A 22,162-nucleotide genomic window follows, 5' to 3' on the forward strand; every position below is an offset into this window, starting at 1 on the left:
CGAATCACTCCCACCTGTAAACTTCTTTGCCTTTTATAAACGTACGTACAGCCCGAGCTGTTAAATCTAGAGGATGCTTATTCCAAAGGACGATATCAGCTAACAACCCTTCTCCGAGGCTTCCGGTCATATGGTCGATTTTCAAAAGCTTGGCAGCATCAAGTGTGAGCCCGTTTAAGATTGTTTTCTCAGGAACTCCTGCCTTTAGTGCTAAAGCTCCTTCTAGCTGCAGGTGTGTAACCGAACTTACTGGATGGTCGGTAGAAAAAGTAAACGGCACATGCCTGTCAAAAAGTGAACGGAAGAGCGTCCAATCCAAATTCTTTAGTTCGCCCCTTTCCATCGGCTGAAAGCAAGGACCGGCAATAACCGAAGATACGATATTGGCTGGCAGGCTCGCGACGAGCGGTAATTCAGTTCCATGAACCAGGTTGAATTGGAAGCCAAATTCTCCGGCAATCCGAAAGGCAGTTGCGATATCGTCAGCGCGATGGGCGCGAATAAAAATAGGGGTTTCTTGCAAGTTATACTTAATTTGGAGACTCCTTAACGATTCCCGTATCTTTTTTGCAATTCCCATACGTGTGAGCGGTGTTTTTGTCCTAGCCCAAAAGGCACTTTTCGGCACATCGCCCATGGAAAAGGTGAAGCCAAGGTTCTTCTTCAATACCATTTCATCCACGGTCAGCCCATGGGTATGGATAACCGATGTTTTTGCCCCAACGATGGCCTCGGGGGAGGATACTAAATGGGCAGCGGTCACCCCTGAAGAAACTGCATCCTGAAAAGCCTTGTCAAATGGGTATATCCCGTCGATCACTTCCAATTGGAATCCCTTTTCAACATTCGGTTCATATCCATCATGGCCTTCCCAGCGGACTCCAATTTCTTTTAAACCAATCTGGGAACAAGTATCAATTAAGCCAGGAGTTAAAAATTGATTGGTTGCATCAATGATAGTGCAATCTGGCAAAGGTGAATCGGGAGGGAGGATTGAAGCTATGACGTTATCTTTAACCAGGACAGTATTTTTGGAGAATTCTCCAGTCTGGTTGTTATAAACATTTCCGTTTATAATGGCGGTCATTGACATGGATTACGCCCTCTTTCATTTTAGAATAAAGAAAAGTAGAGAGATTTCCCTCTCTACTTTTCTGCATTAAAAGGTGCTTTCAATTTATCTAGCTACAGCGCCCAGCGCCTAGTGAACTTCGGTCCCCTCGCTACGATAAGTCAACATCGATTCGCTAACGCTTATCGTGTTTCCTTTATCTCCATCGAGGCCCTCCAGTCCATACGGCGCTAAACGGGCACTTCCGCTTTTATTTTTCCATCCATACGTTTGTTCCATTTGGAGAAACAATCTTAATGGAGGAGTCAGGAGAGACTTCGAAGCCATGGACTTTTTTGCTTACACCTGCAGTTGCGTCCATCGTTTCAAGCTCAATCCTTGGCACATCCTTCATAATGATCTCAAGGGCCTCCTGGTAAAGCTTCGCGCGTTCGTTCTGATCAACTGTTTCGGAAGAGGCGCGGTTCAGAAGTGAATCAACCTCTGGATTTGAATAGCCTTTACCGTTTCCAAGTGCGCCAATTTGGTCAGTGTGGAATAGTTGGTAAAGGAAGAAGTATGGATCTGGATACCATGTCCAACCGCCAATTGACATCGGTGCGTTTCCTTTTGAAACAGTATCGCTGTAGGTTCCCCATTCAACAACTTTTATTTCAACATCGATGTTCAGGTTTTCCTTCATTTGATTTTGGAAAATCGTACCGTATGGAACACGTGCTTCAGCCAAGTAGAGTTCTGTTTTGAATCCTTTTGGATAACCTGCCTCGGCTAGAAGCTTTTTCGCTTCTTTTGGATCGTATGTCGGAGTAAGTTTTTCAAGGTCTTTGCTGTATCCCCAAGAACCTTTAGGAAGCGGCATATATGATTTTTCCGCTCCGCCCCATTTGTTGACTCCTTTTACAATTTCCTCTATATTTGTAGCCTTGTAAATTGCCTCACGTACTTTAGGATCGGCAGTAGGGCCTTTTTTATTATTTAAATCCAGATAGGTAATCGCCAAGGATGGTGTGGACTGCAATTCAAGGTTTGCATCCGCCTTAACCAACTCCCGGTTTTGGCCTTTAATGTCCATTCCGATATCAAGGTCGCCGGAACGGAGTGAGTTCGTCATTGTGTTTGGTTCAGGAATGATGCTGAAGTTGACGCCATCCAAATGCGGCTTTTCACCCCAATACTTTTCATGGCGGACAAGCTTTACTTGTGAATCTTTTTTCCAATCCTTGATTTGGAAAGGACCTGTTCCTACTAAATGGCTTCCAAAAGAATCGCCCCAGCCTTCAACCTCCTCTTTTGGAACAATGAGGTTTCCGGCATCCGTCAGCATTGCAAGCAGCGCAGCATTTGGCTCGCTCAAATGGATTGCAATCTCGTTGTCCGAAACTACTTCAACGTTTTCGACGCCACGAAGGCGGTTCATAGCCGATTCTTTGGCGGAACGTTCAAGGCTGTACTTTACATCCTCGGCTGTCATTTTTCTTCCGTCCTGGTATTTGCCAGGCTGGAAGTATACATCGTCACGAAGTTTAAAATTATACACTTTCATATCATCGGAAACTGACCACTCAGTTGCTAGGGAAGGAACAAATTCACTAAGTTCCTTATTGTAAACCACAAGGGTGTCACCAACTTGAAGCATGACCTGTGATTCATAAAGACCTGTGTACTTGATCGGATCCAACGTTTTCGGATTGGCTGAAAGGCCCACCCTTAAAGTACCCCCATCCTGCGGTTTTCCCGCGGCGGCGGATTTTTCGTCGCTGGAAGAGGAATTGGAAGCAGAATTGCTTCCTGAAGAACAGGCACTCAAAGCAAGAATAGCTACAGTGAGAACCAAAAAGAAAAGACGACTGCGAAACCTTTTTTTCATTGTTATGCTCCTTCCTGTTGTTTCGAATAGTGAAACGATAATTCAAATAATGAATTTAAAGACAAATCTATCACAATCAAAAAGTGATGTAAACAAGAATTTAAAATATTTTAAAAACATTTTCTTTTAATTCAATTCATTATTTACAATTATTAATTGCGGTGCTAAACTTGTTTTTAATTCATTAAGTGAATCAGTGTTTCAAATAGTGAAATAATAGGAGGCGGCTTATGGGGAAATATATTATTAGAAGATTCATTGATTTTGTACCTACCATATTTGTAGTGGCTGTGATTGTCTTTATCATCACTCGGATGATTCCGGGTGACCCTGCGGCTGTCATGCTCGGACCACAGGCAAGTGTGGAAGATATAAAAGCACTAAGGGAGAGCTTGGGGCTAAATGACCCATTATATGTTCAATTTTTTCATTATTTGGGCGATTTGTTAACTGGTAATTTTGGGGTATCGCTTACTTATAATGAGCCGATTGTACAATTAATTCTGGAACGTTTCCCAAATACCTTGATACTTGCAATCAGCGCATTGATCATCGCATTCCTAATAGGTGTTCCAGCGGGCATCATTTCCGCTTCGAGGCAAAACTCTTTATTGGACTATGCGGTTATGCTCGTTTCCTTAATAGGGGTTTCGATGCCGATTTTTTGGCTGGGGGTTATGTTGGTCCTTTATTTCAGTGTGAACCTCGGCTGGTTTCCGGCAACGGGAATGGGGGATTTAAGCGAAGGGATCATTCCTTATTTAAAGCATCTCGTTTTGCCAAGCATTACGCTTGCGACAATCCCGATGGCCACATTTGCGCGGATTACCCGTTCTAGCATGCTTGAAGTCATTTCCCACGACTATATTAAAACCGCCCGTTCAAAAGGGTTAAGCGAATTCATTGTAATTTGTAAGCATGCGTTCAAGAACGCTTTGACTCCGCTTTTAACTGTACTTGGCATGCAAATTTCGTCCCTGCTTGGCGGGGCGGTGCTAACAGAAACAATCTTCAGCTGGCCGGGGATGGGGCGCTTGATTGTCGATGCGATTGATAAAAGGGACTTTGTGGTCGTACAGGGAACGGTCCTCTTTATCGCTGTAATCTTTGTGCTTGTCAACCTGTTGGTGGATATCATGTACAAAGTTGTAAATCCAAGAGTGAATTACTCTTCCGGCAAAGGAGGAAAAGAATAGATGGCTGGAATGCAAAGTTCAGTTTCACCGGCTCAGCCAAATCCAATTCAGGCTAAAAAGGAAGCGGGAGTATTTAAAAAGCTGATAAGAAATCGGCTGGCTGCGATTGGGCTTACAATTATCGCGGTAATGGTTTTCATTGCCATTTTCGCCCCGCTCCTCGCCCCATACCATCCCAATAAGATGGATATTGCCAATTCCCTTGCTGTGCCTGGTTCGAAAGGGCATCTGCTTGGAACGGATAACTATGGAAGGGATTTGTTGAGCCGCCTTATTTATGGAGCAAGAATTTCTCTGATTGTCGGAGTGTCGGCAGTAGTTTTTGGAGCATTTTTTGGCTCCCTGCTTGGACTTGTATCCGGCTATTTCGGAGGCAAGCTGGATTCAATCATTATGAGGACAATGGATGGCCTATTTGCTTTTCCTTTTATTCTCTTGGCAATTACCTTGATGACAGTTCTTGGGCAAGGGCTTCTTAATGTCATTATTGCAATTGGAATCGCCAATGTTCCCGGCTTTGCAAGGATTGTCCGCGGGCAGGTGCTCAGCGTAAAAGAAGAGGAATTCATTGAGGTGACGAGATCGCTCGGAGCCACCCATTCACGGATTCTGTTCCAGCACGTTTTGCCTAACTGCCTTGCCCCGTTGATTGTATATGGGACGATGAGCGTTGCCGGTGCAATAGTATCTGAAGCGGCCCTTAGTTTCCTTGGGCTTGGAGTCCAGCCTCCAACCGCTTCATGGGGAAGCATCCTGAAAGACGGGAAAGACTTTTTGGTCTTAAGCCCTCATATGGCAACATTTTCGGGACTTTCCATTCTGCTGACTGTTCTCGGCATAAATTTGTTTGGTGATGGATTGCGTGACGCACTCGATCCAAAAATGAAAGTTTAATAGGCCGGAGGTGAAAGGTATGTCGGATTATTTAGTTAAAGTCGAAGATTTGGAGGTACACTTCCGTTCCTCTTCTTCCATTGTAAAAGCCGTGAATGGAGTCAGCTTTGCTTTAAATAGAAAAGAGACGCTAGGCATAGTAGGGGAATCCGGTTCAGGGAAGAGTGTTACTGCCACCGCGCTGCTCCGCTTGATCCCAAGCCCGCCCGGAAAGATTGCCGGAGGGAAGGTTCTTTTTGAAGGAAAGGATTTATTGTCCCTTTCGGAAAAAGAAATGCGTTCTGTAAGAGGCAATGAAATCTCGATGATATTCCAGGACCCAATAACCAGCCTGAATCCTGTCTATACGGTAGGGAATCAAATCATGGAGGTTATTAGGGCCCATCGGAAGGTGTCGAAAAAAGAGGCAAAGCAGGAAGCAATCAAAATGCTGAAGCTGGTAGGGATTCCTGAAGCCGAAAAACGGATCGAAATGTATCCCCATGAATTTTCCGGTGGGATGAGGCAACGGGTCATGATTGCGATTGCCCTTGCATGTAACCCAAAATTGTTAATTGCCGACGAACCGACAACCGCTTTGGATGTAACGGTTCAGGCGCAAATTTTGGACTTGATGAGAAACCTGCAGGAGACGATTGGCACTTCCATCATTATGATTACCCACGATTTGGGAGTCGTTTGGGAAATGTGTGATAAGGTGATCGTCATGTATGCCGGCAATACGGTAGAATCCGGAAGCGTGAAAGATTTATTCGATAACCCGCTTCATCCCTATACTTGGGGGCTGTTAGATTCACAGATAACAAGTGAGGTTGGCGATGGAGAGAAGCTTTCCGCCATTCCGGGTACTCCTCCCGATTTGAGGCAGGAAATCCAGGGCTGCCATTTTGCTGACCGCTGCCCATACGCCCAGGATATATGCCGTGCGGTTAAGCCGAAACTCATCGAGGTAGAAGAAAACCATTTCGCGTCCTGCCACTTCCAAACTAGTGAAAAGCGGCTGGAAAGAAAGGAGAAGGCATACCATGGCTGAAGCGATTTTAAAAGTTGAGAATATTAAAAAGCATTTTCCCATCAGTAATCCGCTTCCTTTCAAAAAATCAACGCAAAGCGTAAAAGCGGTTGACGGTGTCAGTTTTGATGTCTATCCTGGCGAAACGCTTGGCATTGTTGGGGAATCCGGGTGCGGAAAGTCAACGATGGCAAGGCTTATAAACCAGCTTATCCGCCCGACTGATGGGAAGGTACTTTTTAAAGGCCAGGACTTGGCGAACTTGGCTGATAAAGATCTCCGTGTTTCCAGAAAGTCGATTCAAATGGTTTTCCAGAATCCCTATGCTTCATTAGATCCGCGAAAAACAATCCGGCAGCTGCTTGCGGAGCCATTGGAAATTCATCAAGTGGGAGACAGGAAATCCCGAAATGAGAGGGTCATCGAACTCCTCGAAGTAGTTGGCTTAAACAGTTATCACGCCGACCGTTATCCGCATGAATTTTCCGGGGGCCAGCGCCAGCGGATAAATATTGCCCGCGCGCTGGCTTTGAACCCAGACGTAATCATATGTGATGAACCGGTTTCCGCTCTCGACGTATCTGTTCAGGCGCAAGTCATTAACCTTCTTAAGGATTTGCAGGAAAAATTCGGATTGACCTACATTTTTATCTCGCACGATTTGAATGTTGTGAGATATATGTGTGACAGAATCGCCGTTATGTACCTCGGAAAGATTGTTGAGATTGGAACATATAAAGAGATTTATGAAAACCCGCTTCATCCCTATACAAAAGCCTTGCTGTCAGCAGTCCCGACAGAAAGCCCTTACGAGAAAAAAGAGAGAATCATCCTGACGGGCGATGTGCCAAGCCCCGTAAATCCGCCTTCGGGCTGCCATTTTCACAAGCGGTGTCCGTTTGCTATGGATATTTGCAAAACCGCTGTACCAGTATTGGAGCAGAGGGACTTACAGCAGAAGGTTGCCTGCCACCTATACGAATCATAATTTTGGAGGAATCAATCATGTCATTGAAGCACGTTATTGAAGTTTTAGAAGTAATGGACAGTATCCATGTAACGGGAAATGATATAAAAGAATACCTTGAAAGCATTTCCCGCGAAGGAGATGTTACCGTTCAAACCGTCGAAGGAAAAGCTGGTTCAACGGATTTCGTTAAGATTGTGATTGCGGGAGAAGAAGGGAAGTCAACGGGAGGAACAGCCCCAACCTTGGGAATCATCGGAAGGCTGGGCGGAATCGGCGCCCGTCCGGAAGTTAAGGGATTTGTTTCTGACGGTGACGGCGCCCTCTCTTGTGTCGCGGCTGCCGCAAAGCTCCTTGATATGTCCGGAAAAGGCGACAAGCTAAAAGGGGATATTATTCTGACCACCCATATTTGCCCGACGGCGCCAACTTTGCCGCATGACCCAGTTCCGTTTATGGATTCACCCGTAGACATCCTTACGATGAATCAATACGAAGTGACAGAAGAAATGGATGCCATTTTATCGATTGATACAACAAAAGGGAATATGATTACAAATCATAAAGGATTTGCCATTACTCCGACTGTAAAAGAAGGATATATTTTGAAAATCAGCACCGACCTTCTGCATATTTATACCCAGTCAGCAGGGATTCTCCCAGTTACCCTGCCGATCACAACACAGGATATTACTCCTTATGGGAATGGCGTCTATCACGTAAACAGTATCCTTCAGCCTGCGGTTGCGACCAATAGCCCTGTAGTTGGCGTTGCGATTACAACCGAAACGGCTGTCGCAGGTTGTGGAACAGGAGCAACCCACCCAGCGGATGTCGAGCAGGTAGTCCGTTTTGTCATTGAAGTTGCCAAGCTTTTCGGTGAAAATAAATGCTCATTCTATGATGAGGAAGAGTTTGCGCGCTTGGAAGCATTGTACGGAAAAATGAACCATCTTCAAACAAAAGGAAATCAGGTGGCTTTGGGATGAGCGAAATAAAGGAATTAAAGCAAAGATTAATTGAGGAAGTAGAAGCAAGGAAGGATGAACTGATAGAGCTTTGCAGTTCATTAATCCAAATTCCGAGTGAGAATCCACCAGGCGATTCAACCGAGATTTCCCAATTCATTGACGGCTATCTTCGCCAATATGGCCTTGAAACAGAATGGCATGAGTCTGCCGATAAAATGTTCAATTTGATTTCAAGCATCGGCCAGGAAGAAGGGAAGCATTTAATTTACTGCGGCCATACCGATGTTGTTCCAGCAGGCGACTTGTCAAAATGGGACTTCAATCCATTCTCGGGTGAAGTAAAGGATGGCTGGCTCCTTGGAAGGGGAGCGAGTGATATGAAGGCAGGCCTTGGCGGCATCCTATTCGCCTTTGCACTCTTAAAACGATTAAATGTTGAACTTCCTGGGAAATTAACGTTAGCCATTGTTCCTGATGAGGAAACTGGCGGGGAGTTCGGGGTTCCATGGCTTCTTGAAAAAGGATTGGTAAAAGGCGATGGCGCCCTTATTGCCGAACCATCTTCACCACTGAATCCGACCATCGGGCAAAAGGGATCCTACTGGTTTGAGCTGGAAGTCTTCGGTACTCCGGGGCACGGCAGCTTATCACCGGTTGCAGGAGGCAACGCCATTGTCGATGCAATCGCGGCCATTGAAAAAATCAGGTCCTTATGGGATATAAAAATCACCATTCCGGAAGATGTAAAAGAGTTAATCGAAGTTTCCCAACGGTATATGCGTGAAGTGGAAGAGGAGCGGGAAAAATTCCAGCCTGTACTGGAAAGGATCACGGTCAATATTGGCACGATCCAGGGAGGAACAAAATCCAATGTCATACCTGAGAGCTGCAAAGTCCAAGTAGATTGCCGCCTTCCGTTCGGCATTACACAAGATGAGGTTACAGCTTATCTCAAAAAGGAATTGGATGCGCTTGGCATACGCTATAAAATCCACCAGTTTGGGTTTAGAAGCAATGCGAACCACACATCTGCCGAAGACCCTGTCTGCCGTTCCATCGTTGACAACATATCATTAGTAACCGGGGAAAATGCGTACGGAGTCATGCAATGGGCAAGCAGCGATGCGCGCCACTTCAGGGAGTATAATATCCCGGTGCTGCAATACGGCCCCGCTTATTTACCAAGCATTCACGGTTACAATGAAAAGGTGCAAGTGGAAGATATCGTCCGCTGTGCAAAAGTTTACGCAGCGGCAGTCATTGACTTCCTCTATGAAAAATAATGAAGAAAAAGCCGGAGTTTAGAAAATCCGGCTTCTCTTTTACAACAGTTATCTTGCCACTCCCTCCTATGGGAGTTTGGTAGGATAACTGTTTATTATTGAAAAAACCGTTGCTTTTTACCACAATTAGAGGTGTAATGGGAATTGTCGAAAGGTTTTGAAGGGGGAGAAATGATGTGCTAAAGACGTTGGATTTGGCATTGAAAGTCTTGAAGATGTTCACTAAGGAAAGGCCTGTCTGGGGAGGACGGGAACTGGCGAATGAAATGGGCCTGAACCATACGAATATTTACCGCATCCTTGAAACATTAGAGAAAAATAGATTCATTTCAAAGGATAAGGTCACCAAAAAATATTCCCTTGGTTATGCTACATGGGAATTAGGCATGATTATGTATGAGAGCCTGAATGTTTCAAACCTAATACGTCCAATTTTGGAACGGCTTCGGGACAAGACCGGAGAATCGATTTTTTTGACAGTGCTCGATAGGGATGAAGCGGTTACACTCGATGTAGTTGAACCGGAAAATAAAGTGAAGTTTTCTGTTTCTGCCGGAAGCCGTGCCCCTTTGTATGTAGGCGCTACCTATCGTACCATTTTGGCTTATATGCCGGAGGATTTCATTGATTCAGTCATCCATTCGGATCTTGTAAAATATACGAAAACAACAATGACAGACCCGGACGAGCTTAAAGCGGAGCTTCAGCATATCAGGGAGCGGGGTTGGGCTCAAAGCCGGGGTGAATACACATGGGATGTGGTAGCTGTTGCCGTACCATTGTTCGACCGGGGAGAAATCATTGGCTCTGTTACGGTTTCAGGCCCGGTTTACAGAATGACCGAAGAAAAAATCAAAGAATATGTTCCAGTGCTCATGGAGACAAGGGAAGAGATTGCCAGCGTCATTGAACGGTACCAATTGAAGTTAAAAGTTTAGCCGCGGGAGGGATGAAAGTGGCCGATTTACTAGAAGTAGCCAAATCAATATTGAAATCGAATTTAAATATCCAGGAAAGTGAGCAGGTTTTGATCGTTGCGGATCCTGAGTCACGCGAGGCTGCAACTATTTTTTATGAGGCTGGCGTTGCATTGGGCAATGAAACAATGCTGATGGAGATGATGACCAGGACAAAGTCCGGGGAAGAACCGCCTAAGCCCGTCGCCGAAGCGATGAAAGCGGCAGACGTAATCCTTTGCATAACTTATCACTCACTTACTCATACAAAAGCGAGGAAGGATGCGTCAGCCGCAGGGGCACGTGTGGCAACAATGCCGGGGATAACAATGGACATGCTGCAGGAGGGCGCGATTACGGCAGATTATTCGGAAGTTGAGCAGCTTACTAATGAATATTGCGGCTTGCTAGAAGACGGAGAAACTGTAACTATTTCGAAGAGCGGCTCTCAATTGTCTTTTTCCATTAAAGGGCGAAAAGCTATTCCAAGCACAGGCGTCTTCCGAAATAAAGGGGAGTCAGGGAATCTTCCATCCGGTGAAAGTTATATTGCGCCAATCGAGAATTCTGCGAATGGGACGATTTTTGTGGATGGATCCATTGCAGGTATCGGTGTTGTAAGTGAACCGGTGTTGTTAACTGTTGAAGATGGACGGTTGGCGGATGCAACCGGAAAGCAAGGAAGGCGCTTGCTCGAATTGCTTGGAGATGGGAACGGAAGGATTATCGCTGAATTTGGAATTGGGACGAATAAAAATGCAAGATTGACCGGCAATGTCCTCGAAGATGAAAAGGTGTATGGAACGGTTCATATCGCTTTTGGCAGCAACAAGCCTTTCGGCGGTACGAACGAGGCAGGAGTCCACATTGATTGTGTCATCATCGAGCCAACAGTAGAGATAGATGGCAAAGGGCTGGATTTAAAATAGACTTGTTCCAATATGAAAAGGGGCCTTCACTAGTTGGAAGGCCCCTTTTTATTATAGGAAAAGGTTCAGGATAAAATAGAAAGTGGCCGCAATCGCCGCTGAAATTGGCAAGGTGATGACCCATGTCATCAGCATCCTTTGCGCCGTTCCCCATTTAACACCCTTCAGGCGGTGGGAAGCACCGACACCGAGGATACCGGAGGAGATGACATGGGTTGTGCTGACTGGAAGATGGATGTATGTCGCACCAAATATAATCGCCGCTCCAGTTAAATCAGCCGCAACACCATTAATCGGGCGGATTTTCATAATTTTTCCGCCAACGGTCTTAATGATCTTCCAACCTCCAACAGACGTTCCGAGACCCATTGCTACCGCACAGGAAAATTGTACCCAGAACGGGATATCGGTTGATTCTACATATCCATTCGCGATTAGAGCCATTGTAATGATCCCCATTGCCTTTTGGGCATCGTTCGTACCATGGGTATAGGACTGCAATGCCGCAGTTCCGATCTGGATCATCCTGAAGTTCCGGTTTGTTTTTGTAAGGTTCGCATCTTTAAAAATAATTTTAAAGATCGAATACAAAATATAACCTACGACAAAAGCCAAAATCGGCGAGAAAATCAAGGCTTGAAGAATTTTAAAGAAACCTTGATATTCGATTATATTAAACCCTGAAGAAGCAATAGCAGCACCAGCAATCGAACCAATTAGTGTATGCGAAGAACTGCTCGGGATGCCGTAATACCAAGTGAGCAGGTTCCAGGTAATACCCGACAGAAGCGCTGCCAAAATGACTAGTGTCCCATTCTGTAATGTGAAAGGGTCCACTATATCCTTCGTAATCGTCTTTGCAACCCCGGTAAATGTCATCGCACCTACAAAGTTCATAACGGCAGCTAAAATGATAGCATGCCGTGGTTTTAATGCCTTGGTCGATACGGAGGTGGCGATTGCATTCGCCGTATCATGGAAACCGTTAATGAAGTCAAACGCAAGAGCGAAAATAACAATCGCAGCGGTTAATATAAATACATAATCCATGGTTTAGCTCCTTACGCGTTTTTCATGATAATAGTTTCGAGCGTATTGGCTACACCCTGGCAGCTGTCCGCAATGTCTTCGAGTGTTTCATAAATTTCCTTATATTGGATAATCCGGATTGGATCCTTTTCAACGGAGAAAAGATGCTTGATTGACTGTCTCAGGATGCCATCGCATTTTGATTCATAGTCCTTGATAGAAATTGAGTGCTCACGAATTTGAAGCAACTTTTTCGATGCTAGAAGGGTTATGGCCTTCTCGATTTCAAAGACACTGTTTTGGATAGCACCCGTGAATTGAAGCATAAAGTCGTCCGCATCCGTAATGGAATACATTTCGAACAAAGCCGCGCAATGCTCAAGGCCATCAAGAACATCGTCCATGCTGTTGGCAAGATGCAGGATATCCTCCCGCTCAATTGGGGTAATGAAAGCGTCATTCAATTCCTTAATAACCGTATGCATATACGTATCGCCTTTTGTTTCATACTCTTTCATGCTTTCGGAAAATGTTTTAAGGTCGCTGACGTTTTTGAGCTTATAGTCTGTAAAATAATTGGTACTTTCTTTTAAGTTTGCGGCAATTTCACCAAGAAGGGTGGAGAACTTGTCATTTTTTTTAAAAGCCATCGGAATACCCCCATTTTTTTCCTTTGTAAAAACGTGCCAAACGAAATAATTATAAATAAAATTTGTCGAAAAAGAAAATATTTTACTGCCAAATTTACAAAAACTTAACATTAGGGAAGGAGGAACATTTCCAATTTAAAAAGATTGCCACTAAAAGCAAATTCTTTTTCTATATATCCTTCATTCAAGTAATAAAACCGCCTGCGGAAAAGTATCTTCCTTATATTGTGCAACTTCCTGACTTAAAATGTAGAATTTATAGAAGGAGGCTGATGAGAATTGAAATCAACGACTGAAACTGCCAGGCTGTATAACGGAGTGGAAATTCCTTATTTTGGCCTTGGGGTTTATAAGGTGGAAGAAGGAACACAAGTAGAAGCAACTGTTTCGGAAGCACTTAGGTTAGGCTATCGGCTGATTGATACGGCGGCACTGTACCAGAATGAAGAGGGAGTTGGCCGGGCGGTCCGCCAAAGCGGCATTCCCCGCAAAGAAATTTTTATCACAACAAAAGTGTGGAACAACGACCAGGGATACGAATCAACCTTGAAGGCTTTTGAAACAAGCCTTGCAAAACTTGGGCTCGAATATATTGACCTTTATTTAATCCACTGGCCGGTGAAAGGCAAATATATTGAAACGTGGAGAGCACTCGAACGAATTTATGAAGAAGGAAAGGTTCGGTCGATTGGCGTGAGCAATTTCAATATTCATCACCTTGAGGATGTAATGGGCCAAAGCTCGTTAAAACCGGCTGTCAACCAGGTCGAACTCCATCCCGCACTTGCCCAAAAGGAACTAAGGGAGTTTTGTGGAAAAAACGATATTCTTGTCCAGGCATGGTCTCCCCTCGCCAGGGGAAGAATCCTGGCTGATCCAGTCCTTACCGCACTTGCTGAAAAAAATAAAAAAACGCCCGCTCAGGTCATTCTCCGCTGGCATCTTCAAAACGGCATCGCAGTCATTCCAAAGTCGGTTACGCCAGCAAGGCTAAAAGAAAACGCGGATATATTTGATTTTGAGTTATCAACCGAAGATATGGAATTAATAAATAGCCTGGACGTGGGTACACGTTTTGGCGCGGACCCGGACAATTTCGATTTTTAAAATCCCGCAAATCAAAATTGCCATACATCCATGCAGAAGACATTTAATTGGCCAATCGAACTTGTCGATTACTACTAACCCCCGGTTTAAAAAAATCGGGGGTTTTTTTTGTGAAGTTATTCAAGCATGTTCAGAATTGGTGAATAATTGATTGTGTTTATTTTAAAAAAATGGGGGTATTTTAAAGGTACAAACAGTTAGGAAAAACAACAGCGGACGAAGGCGTCCCAGATGTTACACCAAAACTGTTTGTGGCTGCAGCAGCCGAAACAAAAGGCGCACTTTACAAAAACAACTACTTTTCAAGGAGTGAATTTAAATGGGTTTTCTATGGGCATTAATTATTGGAGGTATCATCGGTTGGTTAGCAGGGATGATCGTAGGCAGAGATGTTCCGGGCGGAATTATAGGTAATATAATTGCAGGTTTCGTAGGTGCATGGTTGGGTACAGCAATTTTCGGTGACTGGGGTCCTGTTGTAGCTGACTTTGCGATAATTCCAGCCATTATTGGAGCAGTAATCCTTGTTTTCCTGCTAAGCATGATTATGAGAGCCTTCAGAAGGTCAAATCATTAATAATCAGTAAAACGGCCTCCCTTTTTGGGAGGCCTATTTATATTTTGTCTACGTCTATGCCTTCGAATATCGGAGGATTGTCCTGGAACGCCGCATGGACGACAATTTCTTCAAGTGTAATCGGATGTTTAAATTCGATTTTTGCGGAGTGGAGGGCCTGGCGATTAAAGATTGGTTTCCCCCCATAAAGCAAATCCCCGGCCAATGGATGCCCAATATGGCTAAAGTGGACCCTGATTTGGTGCGTCCTTCCCGTTTCAAGCCAGCAGGAGACCCATGTCATCCCTTTCTCATGGTCGGCTTTTAAAACCCGATAGTGGGTAACCGCTTCCTGGCCTGTTTTTGAAACACGCCTCCGTGTTGCGTGGTGGCGATCTCTTCCGATTGGTTCATTGATTGTCCCCTTTTTCCTAAGTCCAGTTCCCATGACCCCGGCTATGTAGGTCCTTTTGATTGCCCGTTCCTCAAGCATCCTGTCAAGAATGGCGCCAGCAAGTGGATGCTTTGCAAATATAATTGCGCCAGTCGTATCCCGGTCGAGCCGATGGATTTGCTGGACAGATCCGCCATCCCCGGATGTCTGTAGATGGGCGGAAACTGCATTCACGAGCGTTTCGTTATCGTCAGGGGAGTTTGGGTGTGTAGAAATAAAAGGCGGCTTATTGGCAATCAGCAAATGATTGTCTTCATACAAAATACCCAAGTCCATGTAAAAAGGCTGAACTTGTGGCGGCATATCGTCAAAGAGCAGTAGATGGATTTTTGTTCCTGCAAGCAACCGCATTTCCCAATCTGCTCTTTCTCCCTTCAAGAGGACTTTCCCTTCCATTCTGAATTGGTGGGCAAGTTTTTTTGGCACTCCCCATTTTTCCTTGAAAATCTCCGCGATTTTTATCCCGTCCCATGGTTCGGGAATGGCCAATTCAAGATACTTTCCGGTTCTATTTGTATTAAGCATTTTCATCGCACCTTTCCACACCCATTTCTGGTTGTATGTGGTTGAAATTACCATCCAATTTACAGTTCAAAATGTGCTATTCTAAAGATATATTACGGCAGTATTACAAATGTAACGAAGGTGGTTATTCCGTGAAAATCGTTTTTGCCTCGACCCCTGGCCAGGAAGATGAAATCGATGATTTAATCAAGTATTTTTATTCAGGCATTTTGCCAAGGTATTTTTCCGATGGGGAAATTAAAGAATTTCAAAGGCTTGGAGTGCTACATACTAAGAGCAGCCAGGATGCATATGGAACGTTACGGGATGCATTTTATGTCATGGCAAGTTTGCAAACGCTTATATCCATCCTGGAATCTCCTAAAACCAGTGACCAGCACCGGGCGCTTTTTTTGAAAAATGCCGATAATCTTCGTTACTATGGCCTGCTTTTTCCATTCGGGTATGATTCTTTTCTGCCAGTGCAAAAACGCGGCGATTCCTTTTTAAGTGTGTTTGCGCCCGCCGCCAATCAGCTTCTTGTTTGATTCGTTTCACAGCAAAAACGCCTGCCGGCTGCAGGCGTTTTTGTCATTCTACGACTTTGCTAAAGCATATTCCTCAAGCCACTCCTGAAACTCCGCTTTATCCCGTCCCCCGACAATTCGTGAAGTCTCAATGCCATCTTCAAAACGAATCAAAGTTGGGGTTCCCTCAATTTTAAAATCAGCCCAGGCTGACTCATATTCAAGTACGTTGAGTTGCAGAATGTCGATATCCATATCCTTGGCAAGCGGCATCAGAATTGGGGTTGCCTGTTTACAGTACGAACAAGTCGGGCTATAAAAGTAAACGGTCAAATCTTCACGATCGGCGAGTTTTTTTTCAAGATTATCAAGTGTGACGATATTTTGGTAATTAGGGTCGTCCAACTGGGCAATTGTTTCTGGATGAAGATTCTTGTCCCCATACGGATTATTCCCGCTAACTTTATCCTCATTCTGTTTGTTTGTTAAATAGGCCATGCCGATAAAAAGCAAAACAATGACTCCAAGAAATATAAGTATTTTCTTCATTATGCTAGTTCCCCCTTGTTTTTCTTCAAAATAACCATGCTGCAAATAAAGATTAGAGTAAACGCCATTAGGGCGAGAAATGGGATCGTGATGAAGCCAAGCCAGTTAATGTATTGGCCGGTGCATGGAACCCTGCCGCACGCCGGGGCTGCTTCTGCCATAAAAGGCAGCTTCTGCAGGGAGTAATGATAGGCGGAAACCATTATTCCAATTGCAGACATCCAGGCACTGTATACCGCAAATCGGTAATCTTTTTGCACAGTGGCGATGCCAAGCTGAAGTGCCAGCGGATACATGAGGATGCGCTGGTACCAGCAGAGTACGCATGGTTCATACCTACGGATTTCCGAGAAGTAAAGGCTCCCGAACATCGCCAAAATGGATACGGCCCATGCAAAAAATAAAATGTTCTCCCGGCTGTCCTTGTTCACTATTATTCACCTCTTTTTCAATATCTTAAGGGAAAAATTTAATTTTGTACAATCTCTGTTTCGGTCGAAAAATGACGATTGTGGAAAATCCAAGGGCAACCAATTAGAATAGAGATTATATAGGAAAAAAGCGGCCTTTTCGCTACTGGCAAATAGAAATTAGCTTTTTGAGAAGTGGAGGAATTGCAATGGACTGGAAACAAAAAGCAACAAAATGGATGGAATTCACAGAGCTGGATTCAGAATTAAAGGCTGAAATGGAAACGATGAAAGAAAATGCCAAGCTGCTTGAGGATTCTTTTTATAAAAACCTGGAATTTGGTACCGGTGGAATGCGTGGGGAAATCGGCGCCGGAACTAACCGAATGAACGTCTATACCATCCGTAAGGCATCCAATGGCCTTGCTTCTTACATAGAAGGAAAAGGTGAGGACGCGAAAAAGCGGGGTGTGGCCATCGCGTTTGACTCCCGACACAAGTCACCGGAGTTCGCGATGGAGGCGGCAAGGACGCTGGCGACTAGAGGAATCAAAGCCTATGTTTTCGATGAGCTGCGCCCAACGCCAGAGCTTTCCTTTGCAGTACGGTATTTGAACGCTGCCGCAGGCATTGTAATAACAGCAAGCCACAATCCGCCGGAGTACAATGGCTATAAAGTATATGGGGAAGATGGCGGCCAGCTGCCACCTGCTCCCGCGGACGAAGTGATAGCCAAAGTAAATCAAGTTGACAATGAACTCCTAATTGAAGTAAAGAGTGAGGAAGAACTGCGCGGCGCAGGCCTTATTGAGACAATAGGGAGTGAAATAGACAGCGCGTATATTAATAAACTTGCAACGATTTCAGAAAACCCGGGGATTGCCCAGGAATCGCCAATCGAGATTGTCTTTACTCCGCTTCACGGGACGGCGAATAAGCCTGTGAGAGCGGCTTTTGAATCGCTCGGTTATAAAAATGTCCACATCGTCCGGGAGCAGGAACTTCCGGATCCCAATTTTTCTACCGTGAAAAGCCCGAATCCAGAAGAACATGCCGCATTCGAACTTGCCATCCGCGACGCAAAAGCGGTGGATGCGGATATCCTGATCGCTACAGACCCGGATGCGGATAGGCTCGGCATCGCGGTAAAGAACCATGATGGCGAATACGAAGTTCTGACCGGAAACCAGACTGGGGCCGTGCTTCTAGATTATATTCTGGAACAGAAGAAATCAAAAGGGACCCTTCCGGAAAATGGGGTCGTACTGAAAACGATCGTAACGTCTGAAATTGGCAGGAAAATTGCGGAGGCCTACGGATTGGAGACAATCGATGTCCTGACAGGATTCAAATTTATCGCCGAGAAAATCAATGAATTTGAACGGGCAGGGGACAAAGTTTTCCTATTTGGTTATGAGGAAAGCTATGGCTATCTGATTGGAGATTTCGCGCGGGACAAGGATGCTGTCCAGGCCGCCCTCATGTCGGCGGAGGTGTGCGCGCATTACAAGAAAAAAGGATTGAGCCTTTATGACGGCCTTATGAATGTGTTTGAGAAGTATGGTTACTTCCAGGAAGGGCTCCAGTCAATGACGATGAAAGGAAAGGATGGAGCAGAATTAATCGCGAAAATAATGGCAGGGTTCCGTTCTAATCCACCCACAACTCTTACTGGCATGTCTGTCGTATCTTCGGAGGACTACCTTGAAAGTGTCAGGATTTCAGGAGCAGGCATGGAAAAAATCAATTTGCCAAAATCAAATGTCCTTAAATATTTCTTTGAGGACGGCTCCTGGGTTTGCCTAAGGCCATCGGGGACCGAACCGAAAATCAAATTTTACTTCGGGGTTAATGACACGAGCCTTGAAGCGAGCAGGAAAAAACTAAAGCAGATTGAAGATGAGTTTATGGAACTGGTCAATACAAAGCTATAAGAGATTACCCGGCGGCCTGAATGGCTTGCCGGGTTTTTAGCATATCGTCATAAGATTCAATCGCTCCTTATTAAAAAAATACTTGGACTTTAGTCGTAGCCATTCCCATTCAATTGGCTAAGGCAAACGTTTCTGAAAAATGTATAATGAAAGAAAACGATGGTTGGGGGAAATCGAATGGAGGCGGAGTCAAGGTTGCTGGAGCTTGGCATCTTAAAGGAAATTGCCGAGCTGCTTAATAAAGGAACCGAGACGGATGAAATTCTATCGGATGTTTTGGAAAAATTGCTTAGTGTTACAAACCTTAAAACAGGCTGGATTTTTTTAATTGATGAGGATGGATCCTACAGGCTAGCAGCAAGGAAGAATCTCCCCGAGGCGCTGTCCCGCTCGAATTATGCTCCCATGTGCGCCGGGGAATGCTGGTGTATCGAGAAGTACAGAAATGGCAGGCTCGCGAAGGCAACAAACATCATGGAATGCAAAAGGCTTGAAGATGCCATCCTGAACAATCTTGGCGACACCGCGGAGCTGACGCATCATGCAACGGTTCCATTGCGGGCTGGTGATGAAAAATTCGGGATATTGAATGTCGGCTCCCCGCACAAAACCCATTTTGACAAAGAAGAATTGGCGCTCCTGGAATCGGTTGCCCTTCAAATTGGGACATCATTAAAGCGAATCAAGCTTGCCCAAAGGGAACAGGAACTTGCCCTTACGGCTGAACGGAACAGGCTGGCGAGGGATTTGCATGACTCCGTGAACCAATTGCTGTTTTCAGTCAGCTTGACAGCAAAAGGTGGGGCTTCAATGGCCGATTCCGCCGAGGTGAAAGAGACTTTCGCTTATATACAGGAACTCGCCCAGGAAGCTTTAAATGAAATGAGGGCGCTGATTTGGCAATTGCGCCCCCACGGACTTGAAAACGGCATTGTCAGCGCGCTCCGTGGATACGCACAAATGCTTGGCCTCGATTTGGACATCCAGGTAAAAGGGGTGCTGAATCTGCCGGGGAAAATTGAGGAAGGAATTTGGAGAATTGGCCAGGAATCGATGGCCAATTGCAAAAAGCATTCCGGACAAACAAAAATGACAATAAAATTAGCGGTTGAACGTAATTGGTTGTCGCTTGAAATCAGCGACCCTGGATGCGGCTTCCATTATGTCGAAGGAAATGAGCTGCCATCGCTTGGACTGAAAGGCATGAAGGAACGGGCTGAAAGGCTTGGCGGGCATTTCCTTATCGAAAGCGCGGAAGGCCGGGGTACAAAGCTGTCGGCCAAAATTCCGGTATGAAAAGAGGGGAAAAAGGATGGGAATTCGAATTTTAATCGCCGATGATCACAATGTCGTTCGCAGGGGGCTTGCTTTCTTTTTAAAAACGCAGGAGGATTTCGAGATAATAGGGGAGGCAAAAAATGGCCAGGAGGCTGTAGCCATGGCGGCTGAACTGAAACCGGATATCGTCTTGATGGACCTTGATATGCCAGTAATGGATGGAATCAGCGCGACGGCAACAATAAAGAAAGACCAGCCGGAAATGAAAATTATGATCCTGACCAGCTTTTCGGATCAAAACTATGTGATTCCGGCCATTGAAGCGGGTGCCACAGGTTATCAACTGAAGGATATTGAACCGGATGAACTCGCCGCTTCCATCCGCAGGCTTTGCTCTGGCGAGAATCAGCTTCATCCGAAAGCGACCTCCCATTTGCTGTCACAATTTTCAGGAAGCAAAAGGGATGCCCGGAAACAGCTTGAGGAACTGACAAAGAGGGAAGTGGAAGTGTTAAAGGAAATCGCCAGCGGGAAGAGCAATAAGGAAATTTCCACCTCCCTGTATATTACCGAAAAAACAGTGAAAACCCATGTGTCAAGCATTCTTGCCAAGCTTGAACTTGCGGACAGGACCCAGGCCGCCTTGTATGCTGTAAAAAACGGGCTTGTAGACGAGTGAAAGGCTCTTGGGAAATTTCTTTATGAAAAGAGCACAGCCGTGTTGGCTGTGCTTTTTACATAATGGTGGAATTCGCCTGAATTGGTCAGGTTAAGCTGTATGCCGGCAACTGTTGTGGAGCGTTTTCGGGTAATTCTGCCGCATGGTCGAGATAGCGCAGCAGCGAATAGAGCTTTTTCTCAAGAACCGAGTAATCATGCTCGAAATGGTAAGCATGGAGAAAATGCTCGATTTTTTTTGACAGAAAATGGTCCCGTGTCCGAACCATGAGAATCAGGAGATTGTCCCATTGCGAGCGGTGTACATAATAAAGCGCCCTGTCATAATCCAGTTTATTCATTTTTTCTCCTCCTTGTTAGGAGTTGAAATTAGTGTATGGAGTTCAAGGGGAAAGTATCGCTGAAAATGTTGGAGATGCCTGTTTTTAAGGCTTTGTAACAACTGCCAGGTTTACAAACAAGCCATGATGCATAGGAATTTTTAAGCCGAGCCACACTATACGATGAGAAAGCATGAAAGGACTGTGGGACATGAAAAAACTTGTTGCTGCACTTATAGCCGTCCTGGCATTTATGGCGATACAGCCACATCAAATTGAGGCTCAACCCCCTGATTATGAAAAGTATGGAAGAATCGCGATGGCGGTTATCAATGCCGACTTTCCCGGCGACCCAATTAGGGACTATGAGTACCTTGGCCGAACAAAAGTGAAAGAATGGGATGTGGCGGATACCTTCCGATTCAAAGTGGAAGAGAAGGGAAAAACTTTTTATGTCAGGGTAACCATAACGCATAGTTTAACTGCGAAAAAACTCCTCTCGCTGAAGGTTGAGCCTGAAAGATAAAATTAAGTTGTGCGCTTCAGCAAAACCAATGGATTGATTTGCGTTTCATTAAGGAAAGCGCAATGGATTAATCATCTTGGGACAGGCATTCTTTAGCCTGTCCCAAGGCGTTTCGCAGTCGTGGGCGTTTTCGGAGGAGTCTCATTGGTGTCTGGCCAGTCATCGCTGCCAGTTTGATAAACATTCTTCTGAGACAGCACCGCACAAGAAAATGGAACGCATTTTCGAACGAGTCTTCGCGGTCATTTTCTCCATTCAAAGCCCGAACAGCAGTGGCCGGTGGGTCCTTTGGTCGTTAAACGATAACCTAGTGCCCAAATGGAATGATCAGCCGATCCAACTAAGGCAAATGCGCGGGTTAAAGGTCAACAAGGAAAAGGGCCTAGCCAGCTAACGCATGCCCAAAGTGCGAAACTCATCAGCTTTCGAACTTTTTTCTAGGGTTTTTTCAAAAAGAATACAACTATCCCCCCATTATGTTCATACATTGTTG

The 22,162-nt window shown here is 45.1% G+C and carries 23 protein-coding genes; 15 read left to right on the forward strand and 8 right to left on the reverse strand.

Annotation, left to right across the window (positions count from 1 at the left end):
• Positions 1 to 4 precede the first annotated feature (4 nt).
• Together V1499_RS04335 and V1499_RS04340 are read right to left on the reverse strand one after the other, a co-directional pair.
• A complete protein-coding gene (locus tag V1499_RS04335; RefSeq protein ID WP_409274081.1) occupies positions 5 to 1,093 on the reverse strand; it encodes an amidohydrolase family protein in 1,089 nt (362 codons plus the stop codon).
• A 229-nt stretch (positions 1,094 to 1,322) separates the two neighbouring features.
• Positions 1,323 to 2,939, reverse strand: coding sequence for an ABC transporter substrate-binding protein (locus V1499_RS04340; protein WP_409274083.1), 1,617 nt, complete (start codon positions 2,937 to 2,939; stop codon positions 1,323 to 1,325).
• A gap of 230 nt (positions 2,940 to 3,169) precedes the next feature.
• Here V1499_RS04340 and V1499_RS04345 point away from each other — a divergent pair, with 230 nt between their 5' ends.
• The 8 genes from V1499_RS04345 (at position 3,170) to V1499_RS04380 (ending at position 11,147) form a co-directional block, all read left to right on the forward strand.
• Positions 3,170 to 4,135, forward strand: a complete 966-nt coding sequence (locus V1499_RS04345; protein WP_409274084.1) for an ABC transporter permease — start codon at positions 3,170 to 3,172, stop codon at positions 4,133 to 4,135.
• Between the two features lie 9 nt (positions 4,136 to 4,144).
• The gene (locus V1499_RS04350) at positions 4,145 to 5,029 is read left to right on the forward strand and encodes an ABC transporter permease (protein WP_409276222.1); all 885 of its coding nucleotides are present in this window, start codon (positions 4,145 to 4,147) and stop codon (positions 5,027 to 5,029) included.
• A 19-nt stretch (positions 5,030 to 5,048) separates the two neighbouring features.
• Positions 5,049 to 6,062: an ABC transporter ATP-binding protein gene (locus tag V1499_RS04355; protein ID WP_409274085.1), complete on the forward strand. Its 1,014-nt coding sequence runs from the start codon at positions 5,049 to 5,051 to the stop codon at positions 6,060 to 6,062.
• Positions 6,055 to 7,029: an ABC transporter ATP-binding protein gene (locus V1499_RS04360; RefSeq protein ID WP_409274087.1), complete on the forward strand. Its 975-nt coding sequence runs from the start codon at positions 6,055 to 6,057 to the stop codon at positions 7,027 to 7,029. Before V1499_RS04355 ends, V1499_RS04360 begins: the two co-directional genes overlap by 8 nt.
• Positions 7,030 to 7,046: 17 nt before the next feature.
• A complete protein-coding gene (locus V1499_RS04365) occupies positions 7,047 to 7,997 on the forward strand; it encodes a DUF1177 domain-containing protein (RefSeq protein ID WP_409274088.1) in 951 nt (316 codons plus the stop codon).
• A complete protein-coding gene (locus V1499_RS04370; RefSeq protein WP_409274089.1) occupies positions 7,994 to 9,262 on the forward strand; it encodes a M20 family metallopeptidase in 1,269 nt (422 codons plus the stop codon). The genes V1499_RS04365 and V1499_RS04370 overlap by 4 nt, the downstream gene beginning before the upstream one ends.
• Positions 9,263 to 9,438: 176 nt before the next feature.
• Entirely contained in the window at positions 9,439 to 10,200 is a 762-nt protein-coding gene (locus V1499_RS04375) for an IclR family transcriptional regulator (protein ID WP_409274091.1), read from the forward strand.
• 17 nt (positions 10,201 to 10,217) lie between these two features.
• The gene (locus V1499_RS04380; protein ID WP_409274093.1) at positions 10,218 to 11,147 is read left to right on the forward strand and encodes an aminopeptidase; all 930 of its coding nucleotides are present in this window, start codon (positions 10,218 to 10,220) and stop codon (positions 11,145 to 11,147) included.
• A gap of 51 nt (positions 11,148 to 11,198) precedes the next feature.
• Here V1499_RS04380 and V1499_RS04385 read toward each other — a convergent pair whose 3' ends face one another.
• Positions 11,199 to 12,197, reverse strand: coding sequence for an anion permease (locus tag V1499_RS04385; RefSeq protein ID WP_409274095.1), 999 nt, complete (start codon positions 12,195 to 12,197; stop codon positions 11,199 to 11,201).
• Positions 12,198 to 12,208: 11 nt separating this feature from the next.
• Entirely contained in the window at positions 12,209 to 12,826 is a 618-nt protein-coding gene (locus V1499_RS04390; RefSeq protein ID WP_409274096.1) for a DUF47 domain-containing protein, read from the reverse strand.
• A gap of 279 nt (positions 12,827 to 13,105) precedes the next feature.
• On the opposite strand from V1499_RS04390, the gene V1499_RS04395 reads away from it, so the two are divergent.
• Both V1499_RS04395 and V1499_RS04400 read left to right on the forward strand, forming a co-directional pair.
• Positions 13,106 to 13,933 carry an aldo/keto reductase gene (locus tag V1499_RS04395; RefSeq protein WP_409274098.1) on the forward strand — a complete coding sequence of 276 codons (828 nt, stop codon included), beginning with the start codon at positions 13,106 to 13,108 and terminating at the stop codon, positions 13,931 to 13,933.
• A gap of 319 nt (positions 13,934 to 14,252) precedes the next feature.
• Positions 14,253 to 14,510, forward strand: coding sequence for a GlsB/YeaQ/YmgE family stress response membrane protein (locus tag V1499_RS04400; RefSeq protein WP_316572447.1), 258 nt, complete (start codon positions 14,253 to 14,255; stop codon positions 14,508 to 14,510).
• 37 nt (positions 14,511 to 14,547) lie between these two features.
• Here the strand turns inward: V1499_RS04400 and V1499_RS04405 are convergent, their stop codons facing one another.
• Positions 14,548 to 15,468, reverse strand: a complete 921-nt coding sequence (locus V1499_RS04405; RefSeq protein ID WP_409274100.1) for an RluA family pseudouridine synthase — start codon at positions 15,466 to 15,468, stop codon at positions 14,548 to 14,550.
• Between the two features lie 131 nt (positions 15,469 to 15,599).
• Here V1499_RS04405 and V1499_RS04410 point away from each other — a divergent pair, with 131 nt between their 5' ends.
• A complete protein-coding gene (locus tag V1499_RS04410) occupies positions 15,600 to 15,995 on the forward strand; it encodes a YhcU family protein (RefSeq protein ID WP_409274101.1) in 396 nt (131 codons plus the stop codon).
• 48 nt (positions 15,996 to 16,043) lie between these two features.
• On the opposite strand, the gene V1499_RS04415 is transcribed toward V1499_RS04410, so the two are convergent.
• Together V1499_RS04415 and V1499_RS04420 are read right to left on the reverse strand one after the other, a co-directional pair.
• Positions 16,044 to 16,523 carry a thioredoxin family protein gene (locus V1499_RS04415; protein ID WP_409274103.1) on the reverse strand — a complete coding sequence of 160 codons (480 nt, stop codon included), beginning with the start codon at positions 16,521 to 16,523 and terminating at the stop codon, positions 16,044 to 16,046.
• The gene (locus V1499_RS04420) at positions 16,523 to 16,960 is read right to left on the reverse strand and encodes a disulfide oxidoreductase (RefSeq protein WP_409276223.1); all 438 of its coding nucleotides are present in this window, start codon (positions 16,958 to 16,960) and stop codon (positions 16,523 to 16,525) included. The genes V1499_RS04415 and V1499_RS04420 overlap by 1 nt, the downstream gene beginning before the upstream one ends.
• A gap of 182 nt (positions 16,961 to 17,142) precedes the next feature.
• Here V1499_RS04420 and V1499_RS04425 point away from each other — a divergent pair, with 182 nt between their 5' ends.
• The 3 genes from V1499_RS04425 to V1499_RS04435 all read left to right on the forward strand — a co-directional run bounded on the left by V1499_RS04425 (position 17,143) and on the right by V1499_RS04435 (position 20,824).
• Positions 17,143 to 18,867 (forward strand): phospho-sugar mutase, encoded by a 1,725-nt coding sequence (locus tag V1499_RS04425; protein ID WP_409274105.1) that lies wholly within the window; start codon positions 17,143 to 17,145, stop codon positions 18,865 to 18,867.
• A gap of 177 nt (positions 18,868 to 19,044) precedes the next feature.
• Positions 19,045 to 20,163, forward strand: coding sequence for a GAF domain-containing sensor histidine kinase (locus tag V1499_RS04430; protein ID WP_409274106.1), 1,119 nt, complete (start codon positions 19,045 to 19,047; stop codon positions 20,161 to 20,163).
• A gap of 16 nt (positions 20,164 to 20,179) precedes the next feature.
• On the forward strand, positions 20,180 to 20,824 hold the full coding sequence (locus tag V1499_RS04435) for a response regulator (RefSeq protein WP_409274108.1): 645 nt from the start codon (positions 20,180 to 20,182) through the stop codon (positions 20,822 to 20,824).
• Positions 20,825 to 20,909: 85 nt separating this feature from the next.
• On the opposite strand, the gene V1499_RS04440 is transcribed toward V1499_RS04435, so the two are convergent.
• The gene (locus V1499_RS04440) at positions 20,910 to 21,164 is read right to left on the reverse strand and encodes a YhdB family protein (protein WP_409274109.1); all 255 of its coding nucleotides are present in this window, start codon (positions 21,162 to 21,164) and stop codon (positions 20,910 to 20,912) included.
• 190 nt (positions 21,165 to 21,354) lie between these two features.
• Between V1499_RS04440 and V1499_RS04445 the strand changes: the two genes are divergently transcribed.
• Positions 21,355 to 21,669, forward strand: coding sequence for a DUF3889 domain-containing protein (locus tag V1499_RS04445; protein WP_409274111.1), 315 nt, complete (start codon positions 21,355 to 21,357; stop codon positions 21,667 to 21,669).
• Positions 21,670 to 22,162 lie beyond the last annotated feature (493 nt).

It is taken from the genome of Neobacillus oceani (genome assembly GCF_046237595.1).
Lineage (GTDB): Bacteria > Bacillota > Bacilli > Bacillales > Cytobacillaceae > Bacillus_D > Bacillus_D oceani.

What these genes read in the sequence shown, in the direction of transcription:
- V1499_RS04335 (WP_409274081.1), bottom strand. Translation starts at nt 1,093, where the DNA reads ATGTCAATGACCGCCATTATAAACGGAAATGTTTATAACAACCAGACT.
- V1499_RS04340 (WP_409274083.1), bottom strand. Translation starts at nt 2,939, where the DNA reads ATGAAAAAAAGGTTTCGCAGTCGTCTTTTCTTTTTGGTTCTCACTGTA.
- V1499_RS04345 (WP_409274084.1), top strand. Translation starts at nt 3,170, where the DNA reads ATGGGGAAATATATTATTAGAAGATTCATTGATTTTGTACCTACCATA.
- V1499_RS04350 (WP_409276222.1), top strand. Translation starts at nt 4,145, where the DNA reads ATGCAAAGTTCAGTTTCACCGGCTCAGCCAAATCCAATTCAGGCTAAA.
- V1499_RS04355 (WP_409274085.1), top strand. Translation starts at nt 5,049, where the DNA reads ATGTCGGATTATTTAGTTAAAGTCGAAGATTTGGAGGTACACTTCCGT.
- V1499_RS04360 (WP_409274087.1), top strand. Translation starts at nt 6,055, where the DNA reads ATGGCTGAAGCGATTTTAAAAGTTGAGAATATTAAAAAGCATTTTCCC.
- V1499_RS04365 (WP_409274088.1), top strand. Translation starts at nt 7,047, where the DNA reads ATGTCATTGAAGCACGTTATTGAAGTTTTAGAAGTAATGGACAGTATC.
- V1499_RS04370 (WP_409274089.1), top strand. Translation starts at nt 7,994, where the DNA reads ATGAGCGAAATAAAGGAATTAAAGCAAAGATTAATTGAGGAAGTAGAA.
- V1499_RS04385 (WP_409274095.1), bottom strand. Translation starts at nt 12,197, where the DNA reads ATGGATTATGTATTTATATTAACCGCTGCGATTGTTATTTTCGCTCTT.
- V1499_RS04390 (WP_409274096.1), bottom strand. Translation starts at nt 12,826, where the DNA reads ATGGCTTTTAAAAAAAATGACAAGTTCTCCACCCTTCTTGGTGAAATT.
- V1499_RS04400 (WP_316572447.1), top strand. Translation starts at nt 14,253, where the DNA reads ATGGGTTTTCTATGGGCATTAATTATTGGAGGTATCATCGGTTGGTTA.
- V1499_RS04405 (WP_409274100.1), bottom strand. Translation starts at nt 15,468, where the DNA reads ATGCTTAATACAAATAGAACCGGAAAGTATCTTGAATTGGCCATTCCC.
- V1499_RS04415 (WP_409274103.1), bottom strand. Translation starts at nt 16,523, where the DNA reads ATGAAGAAAATACTTATATTTCTTGGAGTCATTGTTTTGCTTTTTATC.
- V1499_RS04425 (WP_409274105.1), top strand. Translation starts at nt 17,143, where the DNA reads ATGGACTGGAAACAAAAAGCAACAAAATGGATGGAATTCACAGAGCTG.
- V1499_RS04430 (WP_409274106.1), top strand. Translation starts at nt 19,045, where the DNA reads ATGGAGGCGGAGTCAAGGTTGCTGGAGCTTGGCATCTTAAAGGAAATT.
- V1499_RS04435 (WP_409274108.1), top strand. Translation starts at nt 20,180, where the DNA reads ATGGGAATTCGAATTTTAATCGCCGATGATCACAATGTCGTTCGCAGG.
- V1499_RS04440 (WP_409274109.1), bottom strand. Translation starts at nt 21,164, where the DNA reads ATGAATAAACTGGATTATGACAGGGCGCTTTATTATGTACACCGCTCG.
- V1499_RS04445 (WP_409274111.1), top strand. Translation starts at nt 21,355, where the DNA reads ATGAAAAAACTTGTTGCTGCACTTATAGCCGTCCTGGCATTTATGGCG.